Origin of the sequence: Bacillus changyiensis, assembly GCF_027706145.1 — a bacterium.
Classification (GTDB): domain Bacteria; phylum Bacillota; class Bacilli; order Bacillales; family Bacillaceae; genus Bacillus; species Bacillus changyiensis.
In genome coordinates, this window is the sequence record NZ_JAQFWW010000011.1 from 22,866 (window position 1) to 37,272 (window position 14,407).

Annotated in this window: 18 protein-coding genes and 2 pseudogenes; 6 read left to right on the top strand and 14 right to left on the bottom strand. The window is 37.1% G+C overall.

Annotated elements, in window-relative coordinates:
* Positions 1-27 precede the first annotated feature (27 nt).
* Entirely contained in the window at positions 28-342 is a 315-nt protein-coding gene (locus tag PDT38_RS18655) for a YfhH family protein (protein WP_270803568.1), read from the bottom strand.
* A gap of 4 nt (positions 343-346) precedes the next feature.
* A complete protein-coding gene (gene recX / locus PDT38_RS18660) occupies positions 347-1,132 on the bottom strand; it encodes a recombination regulator RecX (protein WP_270803569.1) in 786 nt (261 codons plus the stop codon).
* Positions 1,133-1,272: 140 nt separating this feature from the next.
* Here recX and PDT38_RS18665 point away from each other — a divergent pair, with 140 nt between their 5' ends.
* Both PDT38_RS18665 and PDT38_RS18670 read left to right on the top strand, forming a co-directional pair.
* Positions 1,273-1,386 (top strand): YfhE family protein, encoded by a 114-nt coding sequence (locus tag PDT38_RS18665; RefSeq protein WP_270803570.1) that lies wholly within the window; start codon positions 1,273-1,275, stop codon positions 1,384-1,386.
* Positions 1,387-1,456: 70 nt separating this feature from the next.
* Entirely contained in the window at positions 1,457-1,651 is a 195-nt protein-coding gene (locus PDT38_RS18670) for a YfhD family protein (protein ID WP_270803571.1), read from the top strand.
* Between the two features lie 134 nt (positions 1,652-1,785).
* On the opposite strand, the gene PDT38_RS18675 is transcribed toward PDT38_RS18670, so the two are convergent.
* From PDT38_RS18675 to glvA, 8 genes are all read right to left on the bottom strand, one after another.
* Positions 1,786-2,358, bottom strand: coding sequence for a nitroreductase family protein (locus PDT38_RS18675; protein WP_270803572.1), 573 nt, complete (start codon positions 2,356-2,358; stop codon positions 1,786-1,788).
* A gap of 128 nt (positions 2,359-2,486) precedes the next feature.
* The gene (locus PDT38_RS18680; RefSeq protein ID WP_270803573.1) at positions 2,487-2,675 is read right to left on the bottom strand and encodes a Mas-related G-protein coupled receptor member D; all 189 of its coding nucleotides are present in this window, start codon (positions 2,673-2,675) and stop codon (positions 2,487-2,489) included.
* Between the two features lie 162 nt (positions 2,676-2,837).
* Complete coding sequence (gene mprF / locus PDT38_RS18685) at positions 2,838-5,390, bottom strand: bifunctional lysylphosphatidylglycerol flippase/synthetase MprF (RefSeq protein ID WP_270803574.1); 2,553 nt, start codon at positions 5,388-5,390, stop codon at positions 2,838-2,840.
* A 239-nt stretch (positions 5,391-5,629) separates the two neighbouring features.
* Positions 5,630-6,211, bottom strand: coding sequence for an NAD(P)H-dependent oxidoreductase (locus PDT38_RS18690; protein ID WP_270803575.1), 582 nt, complete (start codon positions 6,209-6,211; stop codon positions 5,630-5,632).
* A 144-nt stretch (positions 6,212-6,355) separates the two neighbouring features.
* Positions 6,356-6,781 (bottom strand): DoxX family protein, encoded by a 426-nt coding sequence (locus PDT38_RS18695; RefSeq protein WP_270803576.1) that lies wholly within the window; start codon positions 6,779-6,781, stop codon positions 6,356-6,358.
* A 404-nt stretch (positions 6,782-7,185) separates the two neighbouring features.
* The gene (locus PDT38_RS18700; RefSeq protein ID WP_270803577.1) at positions 7,186-8,772 is read right to left on the bottom strand and encodes an alpha-glucoside-specific PTS transporter subunit IIBC; all 1,587 of its coding nucleotides are present in this window, start codon (positions 8,770-8,772) and stop codon (positions 7,186-7,188) included.
* Positions 8,773-8,787: 15 nt separating this feature from the next.
* Entirely contained in the window at positions 8,788-9,555 is a 768-nt protein-coding gene (locus PDT38_RS18705; RefSeq protein WP_270803578.1) for a MurR/RpiR family transcriptional regulator, read from the bottom strand.
* Between the two features lie 89 nt (positions 9,556-9,644).
* Positions 9,645-10,973 (bottom strand): maltose-6'-phosphate glucosidase, encoded by a 1,329-nt coding sequence (gene glvA, locus PDT38_RS18710; RefSeq protein ID WP_270803579.1) that lies wholly within the window; start codon positions 10,971-10,973, stop codon positions 9,645-9,647.
* A gap of 131 nt (positions 10,974-11,104) precedes the next feature.
* Between glvA and PDT38_RS19360 the strand changes: the two are divergent.
* The 4 genes and pseudogenes from PDT38_RS19360 to PDT38_RS18730 form a co-directional block, all read left to right on the top strand.
* A pseudogene (locus tag PDT38_RS19360) lies at positions 11,105-11,206 on the top strand (phage holin); the annotation flags it as partial.
* A gap of 54 nt (positions 11,207-11,260) precedes the next feature.
* Positions 11,261-11,590, top strand: coding sequence for a M15 family metallopeptidase (locus PDT38_RS18720; protein ID WP_270803580.1), 330 nt, complete (start codon positions 11,261-11,263; stop codon positions 11,588-11,590).
* Positions 11,591-11,653, top strand: a pseudogene (locus PDT38_RS18725) (M15 family metallopeptidase); the annotation flags it as partial.
* 27 nt (positions 11,654-11,680) lie between these two features.
* A complete protein-coding gene (locus PDT38_RS18730; RefSeq protein ID WP_270803586.1) occupies positions 11,681-12,187 on the top strand; it encodes a peptidoglycan-binding domain-containing protein in 507 nt (168 codons plus the stop codon).
* Between the two features lie 32 nt (positions 12,188-12,219).
* Here PDT38_RS18730 and PDT38_RS18735 read toward each other — a convergent pair whose 3' ends face one another.
* The 4 genes from PDT38_RS18735 to PDT38_RS18750 form a co-directional block, all read right to left on the bottom strand.
* Positions 12,220-12,552, bottom strand: a complete 333-nt coding sequence (locus tag PDT38_RS18735) for a hypothetical protein (protein WP_270803581.1) — start codon at positions 12,550-12,552, stop codon at positions 12,220-12,222.
* Between the two features lie 18 nt (positions 12,553-12,570).
* Positions 12,571-13,128: a hypothetical protein gene (locus PDT38_RS18740; RefSeq protein WP_270803582.1), complete on the bottom strand. Its 558-nt coding sequence runs from the start codon at positions 13,126-13,128 to the stop codon at positions 12,571-12,573.
* A gap of 345 nt (positions 13,129-13,473) precedes the next feature.
* Positions 13,474-13,788: a hypothetical protein gene (locus PDT38_RS18745; protein ID WP_270803583.1), complete on the bottom strand. Its 315-nt coding sequence runs from the start codon at positions 13,786-13,788 to the stop codon at positions 13,474-13,476.
* Between the two features lie 20 nt (positions 13,789-13,808).
* The coding region (locus PDT38_RS18750) for an EndoU domain-containing protein (protein ID WP_270803584.1) at positions 13,809-14,407 on the bottom strand (599 nt) is incomplete at its 5' end.

Below are 14,407 nucleotides of genomic sequence, written 5' to 3' on the forward strand. Positions count from 1 at the left end.
TCCTCTGAAAAGGATTAAGCTTTTGTCTTAATCCTTTTCTTTTAATAAAGAAATGGGTAAAGCCTCTTCATGTTCAGGTGACGAAAGACGATATCCCCAAGCGAAAACCCCGTTTAAATAACGAATTTGAAACTGTTCTTCCGTATCGGCAATTTCATACATAACTCCAGTTTTAAAATCAGCTGGATCAAGAAGATATGCCTTGGCAACCGCAATTTTACGTTCGTGAACAGCAAGTTCATTGACAATCCCCAGTTGCTCTGCTTTTCTTGCCTTTTCCGTCAGTTCTCTGATTTCATTGTTAAGTTCGTGTTCTGTCATTTCGCTATATCGTGTTTGCATCCCATCATCCCTCTTCATTTAAGTATTGCTCAATCATATCGAGCGAAAATCCTTTTCTAAACAAAAATTGTTTTACTTTCATTTTTGTTTCATATGAACCATTGTAATGATAGCGTTGCATCGCTTTATCTGCTTGCTTCTTCAATGCTTCCCATTCCGCATTTTCATCATGTTCATAATCGCTTTCCAATACTGCTTGCGCAATGACATCAAATGAAAACCCCTTGCGAATCAATTGCTGTTCAATGGCCTGTTTTGTTGCTTTTGCCGAAACTTTCTTTTCTTTCTTTAACCACTTTTCAACATGTTTCACAGCCGCATTAACCTGTTCTTCAAACGTAAATGAGTTTAATGCTTCCTCAATTAGCTCTTGATCAATTCCTTTTAATTGTAGTTCTCTCTGAAGGACATCAGGACCTTTTGTTTTGCGATAAGTGTTGACATATGCAACTGCAAACTCATGATCGTCGATATATTTATGATCCTTCAACATGTGAATAATTTCTGTAATCGATGAGTCTGAACATCCTTTTTTCTTTAAATGATCTCTGACTTCCTTTGTTGAGCGTATTCTGTAAGACAAATAATCAAGAGCTTTATTGAAGCCTTTTTTTATCTCGTCTCCATATTGAATTTCAATGATATCCAGTTCATCAAGCTGATTTCCTTTTTTTAAGTTGAATTTGACGAGCACATCAAGATCAACGCTAAACGCATACTTTTCATCAAGAAAAATATTGACTCGTTTTTCATTGTTTTTCTGGGTGGTTATTTTTGTGATATAAGGCATAAAAGACTCCTTTCTTTCAAAGGAAACGATCTTCATCTATTTTATCAAGAATCTGTCAAAAATCGAGCAATATACACTTTGTATAATTCTCTCTGAAACGGACAAGATGGGAATAATCTGAGTCTAAAGGAGGCTTCAAAATGGCTGACAAGAAGAAAAAACGGGAACGTCTTTATTCTCCACTTAACAAAACACAGCAGGTCCGATACGGACGGGAATTTAAAAGAGCGGAAAGGGCTGCTAGAGAAGATTGAGGATGCATAGTCATCATCAGTTTAGTGAATGATAAGGTTTGCGAAAGCTTTTATGTTAAGGAGTGATAAGATGGGTAGAAATTCAATCCACAAAAACCGCGATAAAAACAAACAGAAGCTTCCTCAAGTACCTGACCAGTATAAAAAAGAGACTGATGGTGTTTATGAGGAATATGCAGCAGAACTTGCAGATCAAGATGACCGCGAAGCACAGGCGCGTGCACAGGCGGCTGACAGCCGTGCAAAACAGCGGATGACTGAGTAATGGATAGGCAGAATAAAGGCGGCTATTTGGCTGCCTTTGTTCAGTGTTTCTTTCTGCTTTGAGCAATGGTGATCATGCATGAGTATAAAAAGCAGAAAGCTTGTAAAAACATCATGTTTCTACAAGCCACAGTTTTAAGAAATTTCTATAAAAAGCTGTTCAGCAGGTGTTCTTGTTTCCGCTTTAGGTATTTCTGCAGGGTAGCCTAGTTGCAAAACAGCTGCGAATCGTTCGTGATCTTTCAAGCCAAAAGATTGTGCGAATCCCCGATTATAAAGAAGTTCGCCGCTTTTCCATACCATGCCAATACCTTTATCCCACGCTAGGAGCTGAAGGTTTTGGATCAAACAGCTTACTGCGGCAAAGTCGTCATTTCTAACCCGTTTATTTTCATCTTCTTTTAAAACAACAAACAGAAATGCTGGAATCTTCATGAAATATTCCTTATATTTTTGTAGCTGTTCTTCTTTCATATCAGGCTTAATATCGTTATACAATACAGTCATACTTTCTACAAACTTCTTTTTTCCGCTTTCTGTTCCAATGTAAATAAACCGCCACGGTTCTGTCAATCGATGATTTGGAGCATAAACCGCATCTTCCAGCAACTCTAGAATCAGTTCCTTAGGCACTGGTTCCTCTCTAAATTTTCGAATCGTTCTTCTATCTCTAATACACTCCTGAATACTGGATAAAGTGTCATTCATTAGCCATCCCCCTTAAATGAAAATGATTATCATTACAGATTATAAAACGTTATGTTGATGTTTGCAAATATTTTCAATGTAATAACACCAGTACTGCAAGAGGGATTTTTAAACGCATCACTCAAATATTATGATTGTGTGACGATAAACAAGATAAAAAAAACAAGATAAACTAAAAATGCCCCACTCATTACTTTCACTGGTGTTCTCGAAAATTTAAACATACCTTTCCATTCAGAATTAAAAATCATGTAAATAAAACTTAAAAAAAACGTTCCTAGCCCAAGTATTGATATGATCAAAAAAATAGGATTCATGTTATCCTCCTCCATTACATTCGAGATTTTTGGGGTCACTTTCATTTAACTATAGAGCTCAAAGGTTAAAAACAGCTCACCTGTAGTTTAAATTCTGTTTAAATCTCAAAGTAAAAAGCTGATCAACCATGTTGAATGGTCCATCAGCTTTTCTTTACAACATTATTTTGCCCGCCGGCCAATCAATCTTGTGACAAGAATCATGGTCACCGGAAGTGATCTGTTTTTTCGGTAGGCCAAATATTTCCCACGCCAAACCGGTTTATATTTCTCTTTAAAACTCCGTAAACCGCTGAAGCTATACATGTAGCGGACATTGTTGAAAATGATGGCTGCAAGCCGCTCCGTCCAAAACGACTGAATGCTTGTCCCTACATTTGATAACGGAGCCATCCCCATATTAAACGTCGTATAGCCTTGTTCTTTCCCCCATTGAAACAGATGAATAAATAATGCATCCATAATACCGCTCGGTGCATCCTCTCCATAACGCATCATATCGACCGATATTTCACCTTTCTGGTACATAAACATCAGATTCATAAAGGCAATGATTTTTCCGTTCGCATCTTTTAAGACAGCGATCGGTGCTCTTTGCAAATACTCTTCATTAAAATAGCCGAGCGAAAAGCTTTTTTCTCTTTTTCGGCCAAGCCACTCATCAGATATCCCGCGCAGTTCATTAAGGAATTCTTTAGAAAACGGAGGTTGTTCAACATGAAAAGTATAGCCTTCCCGATTAAAACGATTGTGAATCGCTCTTAAACCAGCCCGTTTTTTCCCGGAAATTGTAAATGTTGTCAGATCAACTATCGCTTCTTCACCAAGCTTGAAAAAACGATATCCGAAATCATGATAAAGTCCCATATCCTCTTGTTCAATCTGATAAAAAATGACGAGATAGCCTTTTTGATCTGCTAAATGTAGGAATTCTTTCAAGATCAATGGAAAAGACTCTTTTTGTCCTGAAGGATCACCAAGTACAACAAGACGTTGGCCGATTTTGGCAAACTGAATAAGCGCCTTTCCATCACTGGAGTAAAAAAACCGTTTATCCCCTAAAAAACCCAAATGACTAAGAGCATTTCCGCCTTCTTCATTTAAAAAGGTCTCTAGTTTCTCCATATTCGGTTCTGCGCCAATTTGCTCTGTTTTTTTGTTAAAAAGCCAAATAAATAAACTTAAAAACAGCGGCACAAAAATTGCTGCGAAAACCGTTACATAATTGACATGAATTTCACTATAGATCAAATAATCTTTTGCCAGTAAACGACCAAAATTCTCCCAAATTGTTGAAGCAAGGTAATTGTAGTTAAAAAGGGCAAAAAGATAGATGATAAGAGCCCATGTCATCTGTGTGAAAGTATAAGCAGCTCGATCCCTCAAAAATTGTCCTCTCAATAACACAAATAATAAGAAAACGAGTGGAATCATGAAGATTCCGCTAAGATTAAATCCTTTAAATACTGTAAAAACAAAAGCAAATGTTAAAGCAGTGAGCGTCATATAATAAGAACGTTTTGTACGCTTATAAAGTTCCAACGGTAATATGAGCAAAAGTAAACCAAAGCTGAGAGACAAAGCATTAAATAATGTCAGGATGTTTTCAGGCAAATCCAACATCAGTGTGAATTTGTCAATTGGTAATGCAACTGAAGCAAGGGTCACCATCCCACAACAAAATGCGATCACAGCTAGTGATCCATTGAGCAGACGGAGCAATAAAGCTCTGTGTATAGTCAGCAAAACATTAGTCGTCTCAATTGCTGGAGCAAAAATTGGTCTTTCCTCCAGCTTTTTTAATGTATTACCTGTTAAGGCAATTGCAGCCAAAATCAGACCGATGATAAAAGGAATAAATGAATAAGCGATTCGATAGAGAACAATAGCAGTTAGTGTAATTTCTTGATTAACTCCCATTTCACTCATGCCAATTAAAAAAAGCAAGTCAAACGAACCAAATCCACCAGGTACAAGACTAATCATCCCTGCGACTGAGGCAATGGTAAACACACCAAGAAGGAGTCTGACATCTAATTCTATTCCCATTGTCAAAAGTGCATAGTACATCACGACTCCTGCAGCAAGCCATTCAATGACTGACGCACCTAAATACGAAGCAAAGACCGAAAGACGTAACCCCTTTTCACCATCATGATTTCTTTTCTTTTTGATGATCAAAGCCACGAATCCAGCGGGAACAATTAGCGCCACCGCGATAATAGCTGGTAAAAGCCAAACTTTTTCCATCAATAAATTTCCGGAAGGTAACAGCCTGGCAAGAACAAAAATACTTAGAAAAGATAGACCAAGGAGAATGGAAGACGCAAGCCAAGCAATCCCCTTGATCAACTGTTTCACATCATGAACATATTCCTTATAAAAGATCGTTCTTAAGCCAGCACCTGATAAGCCGCCAAATCCGAGTACATTATTAAATGAATTTGAAATCCACGATATTTTAAACGTTTTTCGCTTAGAAATTTGAAGTCCTAACGAACGAACGAGAACATAATCGTATAAAGACATCACCGCAATGGCGACAAGACCAAGAAAAACCAATGTGAAAAGATTGGTTCTTTCAATATTGTTTATCACTAGAACGGCTTCCTTTAAAGACATTCCAGCAAGTTCTTTTTTTGCTTGAAAAATAACTAACAGAATAACGGCTACCGGAAAAATAACCCTTAAAATGGACAGCACATTTTTTTTCATGATATCACTTCCAATACATTACGAAATAGATAATTAAACATAGTTTGTGTAAAAAGATGACACTTCATTATCTTACTCTAAATGACCGTTCAAAAAAAGTAATTATTCATTAATTTAAACTGATATTAAGAAATTCAAACGAATTGTTATACACAGGGACTAAAGTCATTAAAAAAAACGCGCAGATGCGCGTTTTTAGTTCAACATACTATGAAGCTGATCTTCATAATATTGAGCCATTAATCCCCTATGTAGAGTACAGACTGGTACACTCGATCTAGCCACTTTTCACGTTTTTCCACTGTAGTGTCTTTTACTTTCGGAAATAAGAATCGTCTGACATTCGTTACTCCGCAAAATTTCAATATGTTATCTTTAACAGTGATCCAATCTGCATTACGCCGCCAGAATCGCAAATACCAACCAGGGGCATCTGCTGTATAATAAACTGAAGCAGAACGTGCCTTTAACAATCCCTTTGGCAGCTTTCCTTCATATGTATAGGCTTCTCCAGCGACAAATACACGGTCAATGAAACCTTTTAAAATCGCTGGCACTCCTCCCCACCACAAAGGATAAATGAAAATAAGATGGTCTGCGTTTTTAATAATCTCTCTGTATTCAGCCGTTTCCGGATCATTTTTTAGGTCTGACCGCCTTTTCTTCTCGTTAAATACAAGGACAGGGTTAAACTGGTCTTTGTATAAATCAATCACAGTATAAGAATGTTGTTTATCCTCAAGGGCCTTTGTCACCTGTTGTAAAATGGCTCCATTAAAACTGTTTGGATTTGGATGTGCGTATAGGATAGCTACCTGCAAGAACGTTCCCCCTTTATATGTATGGCTTTACGAAATTATATGGCTTATTTCACAAATTTTAAAGTAATTAGACTCGGACAAATCATCATCACATAACAAACCCTTTCCATCATCGCGAAGGAAAGGGCTTTATGTCTTTTCATTTTAACTCTCTGGGACGGTTTTTGCCTTCCGCTTTTGTCGTAACAAACTGTCAAGTGACAACATCTGACTTCCGTTTAGCATAAGATGGATGGCAATTGCAAGCAGTGCTAAATCAAATTCGTAGCCCATATTTCCGTCAGTTCCAATAAATCCGGCTGATAACTTGACAGTGAAGATCGCTCCAACTACCACAACAGCAAAAAGGAACCCAACAATTCGTGTACCAATCCCAAGTATCATCAAAGCTCCGCCAACTAATTCAATAAATACGACGACATAGGCAAGAAAGCCGGGAATTCCAAAGCTGTTAAAAAACTCCACGGTGTTGTCAATACCGCCTTGAAGCTTATGAATCCCATGTAGTAAAAAAGTAAGACCGGTTATGAACCGTAAAATGAGTGCACCAACTTCATATTTTTTGTTCATGCTTTTGCTCTCCTTTTTAGAACTACTGAATAATGGCAATATATTCATTTCTGCTCAGTTCGTGACATGAATATAGCATGGATCTATCATGTTCATTGAAAAGAGAGCGGTTTAGAATTTGGATGATTCTTCTGTCTGTTTTTTATTGTTGCTTCATATACCTTTTTAGTCGCGGCATAAAACACATGTACACCTAAGTACAAAATAAATAAGAATAAAGTTACTAAAAATACCCCATTATCCTTGAGGACAATCTCATCAGAATACATCGAATAGATGAGCACATTTGGAAGTTTGACAATGAAATTTAATGTTTTCACATCAAGCAAAAACTCAAATTAATAAAAATAGCTGCCTTCATTCAGATGAAAAGGCAGCTTTCATTTTTGATTGACTGAAACGGTCTAACTGTCTAGAAGATTTTCAACTCTTTCTCGCACTTGCGGAACCGACAGACCGATAATGATCTGAAGAGCTTTTCCATTCCTGACTACACCATGGACACCAAAAGATTTAAAGGTACTGTCTGGTGCCACTTTTGATTCGTCATAAACACTGACCCGAAGTCGTGTTGCACAATTGGTTACTTCTGCGATATTTTCTTTTCCGCCAAGCGCACGGATGCAAAGGACTGCCTGATCCTCTTCCACTTCTCTTCCTGCAGACACTTCTTTTTCTGATTCCTTCTTCGCCTTGAAATCTTTTTTTGTATAAAACTTTGTTTCTTGTTGTTCATCTTTTTCACGACCTGGAGTTGCAATATTCATTTTCATAATTAAAAATCTGAAAACAAAGAAGTAAATAGCTGTGAAGGAGAAACCGATTAATATTTGAAAAAGATAAGTGCTACCATGTTGATGAAAAAGTGGAATCCAGTTCAGTGTTAAAATCTCGATTAAGCCGCCACCCATATTGCCGACAACTCCCGCCATATACATGAGTGTCGCCATTGTAGCTGCTAACAAACTATGGACAAAAAACAGCAAAGGTGAGATGAATAAGAAAGTGAACTCAATCGGTTCAGTGATACCTGCAACCATCGCTGTCAGTGTAATCGGAATTAACAAACCTGCGACGATTTTCTTCTTTTCTTTTTTAGCTGTTACATAAATGGCTAGGGCAATTCCTAAAACGCCAAAGATCTTGGAGTTTCCATGAAGTGCAAAACCACCTTGCGGAAACAGTTCCTTTAATGGCTGTGAACTTGCAGCATATTCGCTTAAATGTTGTGCCCAATGGGTCACAATTCCACCTTCCACAACAGCCGGCCCGAAAAGGAAAGGAGTATAAATAAAATGGTGCAATCCCGTTGGAATTAAGATCCGCTCCAAAAACGTATAAACCCAAACACCGAATGCGCCTGATGCGACTAAAAAAGTTTGTAAAGAAGCGATGCCTCCCTGAACCATAGGCCAAATATACGCTGTTGCCAAAGCAACTGGAAGCATGACAAAAAATGAAATGATGACAACATATGATGAGCCTTGAAAAATTCCCAAAAAGTCGGGTAATTTCTTTTCAAAATAACGATTGTGGAGATAGACAACAAGTGAAGAAATCAAAATCGCACCAATGATGTTCGTATCAAGCGTTTTGATACCCGCAATTTCTGCCAATCCACTTGTTCCGCCGACTTCTTGACTCATGTCCACACCGAAAAAATCGCCCCAGACAGTTAAAATAGCACCGACAAAATAGTTAAAGGTCAAATATGTCGTAAGCGCTTCCAGACATGCGCGCGCTTGAGCTTTTTTTGCCAATGCAATTGGAATTCCAACTGCGAATAATAAAGGCATCTGCCTAAAAACAGTCCAGCCTCCTTCTTCAATGATGTACCAAAACTGGTACCATAACGTATCCTTTTGAGCTATTTCCCCCATCAGCAACTCATTTTTAAATAATGTACTGAGCCCTACAACAATTCCGGCAAAAGCAAAGAGTAACACCGGTACAAACATCGCGCTTCCAAATCGTTGGACTTTTTGCATCAATATGAAAACCCCCCATTACTGTGATTTTTTTTGCTCAACATAATCGATATAACTGCGGAACAACGCTTCCCCAACGAGGAAAAAAGGCGCAAAAGCAGTCAATTCTACTCCTTGATAAACAGTCACTGCCCGGCTTGTAGCATAGAGATTGTAAGGTGTTAATTGGGCAAGAAAATTATTTTTCAAATTGGTTAATGAAATAAATTGAATTCCCTTTGCAGACAGTGTTTGCGCTTGTGGAATCAGTGATGGCGTTTCCCCGGAAAGCGAAATAATAATAATAAGATCAGTGTTTTTGAAATCAGGTACCATTAAGTCGAATTCAATTTTGTCTTTGATCACTGTTAAATAGCGGTGTCTAGCAACGAACATTCGCTGCAGTTCATTAGCACACGACGTTTGAGCTGTTCCTGAACCATATACAAATATACGGTCAGCCTCATCAATAAGTTTACACATGCTTTGCATATCTGTATTTTTCAAATATTTCAGACTTGCTTCCATATCTCTCATTAGCCCTGTGAAAGAGTTGGAAACTTTTTGTTGCTCTCCACTTTTTTCAGCCTCCCATTTTAAAAAGACTCGAAATTCACTATATCCACTAAACTCAAGCTTTTGCGAAAGTCTTAAAATAGAGGTCCGGGACACATTACATTTTTGGGCTAAATCATGAATCCCTAACTTATAACAGCTATCCTTATGATTCAAAATGTACTTTAAAATATGAAAATCATTTTCATTCAACTTTTTGTAATACTTATTCATTAGTTCTTCCAATTGCATATTGTTCACCCCATTTATTCTCTACCTCTATTATATAAAATACGAGAATAGATGGGGTGATATGCAGTCAATAAAAGGAGCTGACTATTTTAAGAAAGTGTTGGCCAATAATCACGATTGACTTCAATTAAATCATCTAGAATCAGTTTCGCCGTTCTTGCATTTGGAACTGTTTTTGATAAAATAATAGCCTGCCACAGCTTTTGGTAGGATTTTTCGATCCACGCTTCCACTACAAGTTTTTCAACAGATACTTGCTGTTCCATTAAGCCTTTTTGAAATTGTGGAATTTTTCCGACAGTGATCGGTTCCGGACCATTTTTGCCAACTAGACAAGGGACTTCCACCATTGCCGTTGGGTCAAAGTTTTCGATCGTTCCATTGTTTTCAACGATTAAAAGCATCCGTTCCCCTGTATTAAATGCAAGTGCACGAGCAAGGTCAACAATGTATGATGCATGGTCATCAATTTTAATTTCGCTATCAGCGCTTGTTTGCGCTCTCACAATTTTTTCACATTCTCCAAAGATGAATTTTTCCCGCCCATCCATCACTTCATTGGCACGGGTATACTCAGGATTTGATTTTTTCACCATATCATCTGGATAAAAATAATATTGCAGATACGTATTAGGTAATGTCTCTGGATCAAGCTGATAAACATCACGCGCTTTTTCAAAAGTGGCGCTCCAACTTGCTTCAGCTTGCTCATGTTCTGCTTTCGGTACATACCCAAACTCACGAACATGTTTCTGAATCGCCGGCATTAAATCATTGCCATCTTTATCACGAATTGATGTCCACCAGCCAAAATGATTGAGTCCGTAATATCTGACAGTCATTTCTTTTCGTGAAGATAATCCAAGAATTTGTGACATTCGATCTTCAATACCAATTGGCATGTCACAAATGTTTAATACTTTTGAGTTTGGACGCAGTCTCCGTGTTGCCTCAGCAACAATAGCAGCTGGATTGGAATAATTCAACATCCAAGCATCAGGTGAATACTTTTCCATAAAATCAATCAGTTCAATAACACCGCCAATTGACCTCATGCCATAAGCCAAACCTCCGGGACCACATGTCTCCTGGCCGACTACCCCATATTTGAGCGGAATTTTTTCATCAAGTTCTCTCATTGCATATTTTCCAACCCTAATGTGAGCCATGACAAAGTCAACATCTGAAAATGCCTCTTTCGGATCGGTTGTCGCTAGAAATTGAATATGTGGTGCTTTTTCTTTAATAAAGATTTCACAAGCACCTGCGATCTTATTTTGTCGCTCTTCATCATTATCATAAAACTTCAGCTGTCTGATCGGAAAATCATTGAGATTGTCTAAAAGCATTAAAACTATCCCTGGGGTAAACGTGCTTCCTCCGCCTGCAATTACGATTGAATATGATTGTTTCATCAATAAATCCTCCTCATTATAGCGTTTACATTTCATTTATAGCACGATTTCATCCACCCACCAATAGATTCTACAAAGACAGTTCCTATAAACGATTTCTGTTTGTTTTCCCGAAAAGCGGGAATTTTCCCAACACTATCTTCACTTCAGTGGCAGCTTGGTCCAAAAACAACGATGTCACAGAGAAAGGTAAGCAACAAAAAGAAATATTAAAACAAAACGGATTAACAAAATGAGAGGGCTGCTGGTTGGCAGTCTCTTTTCATTGTAAAAAATAGAGGTGTTTTACAATGGCAGTTTCATTACAGACATTGATTGATCGTTCTATTCGAAATATGGGTTCGGGAATCCATCCGGTAGTAAAAGAAACAGCAATCGAAGTGATTAAAAGATCTTATAAAGAGGGTATTTATGTGCAGATGACATCTGGCTATCGTTCTTTTGCGGAACAAAATAAGCTATATGCGAAAGGACGAACTGCATCAGGGAAGATTGTGACTAACGCTAAAGCCGGACAATCCAACCACAATTACGGTTTAGCAGTAGATTATGTTTTATTATCCTCAGATGGCAAAACAGCGATCTGGACGGTTAATTCCAAATGGAAAAGAGTTGCTTAAATCGCAAAGGCTCTAGGATTTGCATGGGGAGGGGATTGGTACAGCTTTAAAGATTATCCACATTTAGAAATGATGGGCGGTTTAACTTTGGTGCAGCTACAGGCTGGTAAACGTCCAGTCCTCGTATCGAAAGTAAACAGCACAACACCTGCCATTCCTAAACCAACTAAAAAGCAGTCATCAAAGAAATCATCTTCCAGTGGTGGTCGTGCGATTGTTAGAACGATTCAGAGTACGTTAAATAAACGATATAAGCTCAATATTAAAGTAGACGGTTATCAAGGGCCTGAAACATACAAAGCCTTATTTATGGGTTTCCAAACCGAATTAAATAAGCAATTTCATGCAGGCCTTGTCATAGATGGGGAATGGGGACCGAAAACTCGTGCAGCTGTCGTAAATGTTCGTAAAGGAGCAAAAGGAAATATCACTTGGATTCTTCAAGCGTTGTTGATCTGTAAGGGATATGATGTGAATGGGCTTGATTCTATCTTTGGGAATGGCCTTGAGAAGGCTGTGAGAGCTTATCAAAAGGCAAAAGGTCTGACTGTGGATGGGGTTGCAGGGAGAGTTACTTGGACAAGGTTGTTTGCATGAAAAAAGCCCTCTTTACGGAGGGCTAACTTTTCTTACCAATCAATTTCTTCAAATAATCTCTTAACAGTTTCTTTATCAAAATCATCTAAATTTTGATATTCAGAAATCTCTGGTTCTTGTACTCCAATTTTTTTCAGTGTTGCCATTGCTAAGTCACCAATTTTATAAATACCTAACAATTTATCTTCAGTTTGTCTTTTGGAAGATAATTGATTTAATTTTGCTTTAATATCTACTGTGTTATAACCTTTTTTACCGATGTAAGTCATTGTATGATATAACACTATAGGGTTTTTATCATCAAGAAAGTTTTTTAATTCATCAATCGAACATTTTTCTTCTTCGATTTTTTTAACAATATTCATAACGTATCCTCTCAATTCTTATTTTAAATGGCTTGATAAAAGGTTTCTTTCTTCAATATAATTCTCAAATAGCATATTCGCTATATCTCTACGCCCTATACTTTCAGCAAATTCTACTTCTCTCATATATGCATTTAATTCCATTTTAACTCTATTTTTTGTTTGAAAATGATAACTCATGCCAGGAAAACCCTGATTCCTATCATCTAAATAATGAGTATATTCATGTATTAATGCACCAATAGAAGAGTTTTCATCTATTACCAACTGCCCTGGCTTTCCACTACTTGGGGAATATGCCATGACACCATCTTTATAAACCACCTCAACTCCTTGAGATTTCATATCATTAATAATACTATTCCATTTTTCCGGGTGAGATTGTCTTCCAGCACCAAAAATTTCTTTTAAGGGGTCAGCAGGATTTTTCCTAAATGCATCAGCAACTTTATCCGTACCCTTAGTCCCCTTGCTAATATCTTTCCCTGACTCATGCTTCTTCGGTTTAGAAGACTCATGAGGATGCTTACCAGAAACGGTTCCATCGCTTTTAGTAGACTCGTGATGCTTTTCCACTTTGTGAACAGGCTCGTGAGTTTTTGGTTTTGGTTGATGAGGAGTTTTGGCTTATACAAAAGAGCTTTTGCAAATAGTACCTTCAGAGAAAGGTTTAAGTAATTGTATATTTTTTAAGTTGTATTTTATACCCCGACAGTAAGAAGAAGGCGAAAATTGAAGCATTATTGAAGTAATCAAAAAAGCCTTAGCCCTCTTTTCACAGAGGGCTAAGGCAGAATAAGAATCCTTTTACCTTATCCATTTTTTATGGCCATGAGCTTGTACAATTTATCATCTATGTCGTGTTATATCTTCATAGTATTCCATTGTCTCTATGCTTAATAAACTCAACTATTTTTTAATTTAAGGATTTTCTATATAACCTTCTGCTATATCGATATCGTTTGTCATTTCTAATTCCGGGTATTTTTCATCTAACTTTCTTAGGCAATCAATTAGTTTTTTACTTTGTGTAATTTCCACTATATCTTCAAAAACCTCACTTATATAATATAAATCCTCTTTACAACAATTCTCTAAATATCTTATAGTTTTTTCTTCATGTTCTGAGAGAACTTCTATTATTTCATTCCAACTTTTTTCTATCCCATAATCATCATTTAAATGTAGTTTCTTTCTTTTATTTAATATAATCCCCATTTTATTTTCTATATTCATATAAATCCTCCTAACTCAATTTAAGGTTGTTTAGTAGCATCTGGAAAAATAGTTCCTATATCTCCATTTGTTTTTATAACTCCTACCCTTACTCCCTTATACTCTCCGAAAATAGCCACACCATTTTCTGCTTCGGAAAATTCCGGTAATTTAGAAATTTTAGCGCCTGCTGCTGCAATATCTGACTCTGTCCAGTTCTCTGGAAACCACGATTGATTAGAACCTGTTCTTTTTGTTTTTGTCTTGTGTCCAGGTATATTACCTACCCTAACACCGTTTTCGTATACTTTATTTATGTTATAATCTATATTATTTTTTTCCAAAAATTCAATGTTGCTTTGTCCATGTCCTCCACCCTTCATCTTTGAAATCTGTCCAGTTTTAGGGTTTATTGTGAAATCACCTACATCTGAATGCTTGATACTTTTTTCAGATATACTTCCTGCAAAGAATTGTAAATCTAACTTTAAAGTCCCTTTATTAGGGAAAAACTTCTTTTTGATAAATTGAATAAAATCATGTCCAAGTTTTTTTAAATTAAGAGCATTTATTGGGAGACGCCCTAAAGCTCCTAATCTAAGTTTTTCGGCTAAAGGATTTGGCGATCCTTTTTTCAAAG

Coding starts and splice junctions, on each gene's coding strand:
- PDT38_RS18720 (WP_270803580.1), top strand. CDS start 11,261: ATGGCAGTTTCATTACAGACATTGATTGATCGTTCTATTCGAAATATG.
- recX (WP_270803569.1), bottom strand. CDS start 1,132: ATGCCTTATATCACAAAAATAACCACCCAGAAAAACAATGAAAAACGA.
- PDT38_RS18665 (WP_270803570.1), top strand. CDS start 1,273: ATGGCTGACAAGAAGAAAAAACGGGAACGTCTTTATTCTCCACTTAAC.
- PDT38_RS18655 (WP_270803568.1), bottom strand. CDS start 342: ATGCAAACACGATATAGCGAAATGACAGAACACGAACTTAACAATGAA.
- PDT38_RS18670 (WP_270803571.1), top strand. CDS start 1,457: ATGGGTAGAAATTCAATCCACAAAAACCGCGATAAAAACAAACAGAAG.
- mprF (WP_270803574.1), bottom strand. CDS start 5,390: ATGAAAAAAAATGTGCTGTCCATTTTAAGGGTTATTTTTCCGGTAGCC.
- PDT38_RS18675 (WP_270803572.1), bottom strand. CDS start 2,358: ATGAATGACACTTTATCCAGTATTCAGGAGTGTATTAGAGATAGAAGA.
- PDT38_RS18705 (WP_270803578.1), bottom strand. CDS start 9,555: ATGCAATTGGAAGAACTAATGAATAAGTATTACAAAAAGTTGAATGAA.
- PDT38_RS18745 (WP_270803583.1), bottom strand. CDS start 13,788: ATGAATATAGAAAATAAAATGGGGATTATATTAAATAAAAGAAAGAAA.
- PDT38_RS18680 (WP_270803573.1), bottom strand. CDS start 2,675: ATGAATCCTATTTTTTTGATCATATCAATACTTGGGCTAGGAACGTTT.
- PDT38_RS18695 (WP_270803576.1), bottom strand. CDS start 6,781: ATGAACAAAAAATATGAAGTTGGTGCACTCATTTTACGGTTCATAACC.
- PDT38_RS18735 (WP_270803581.1), bottom strand. CDS start 12,552: ATGAATATTGTTAAAAAAATCGAAGAAGAAAAATGTTCGATTGATGAA.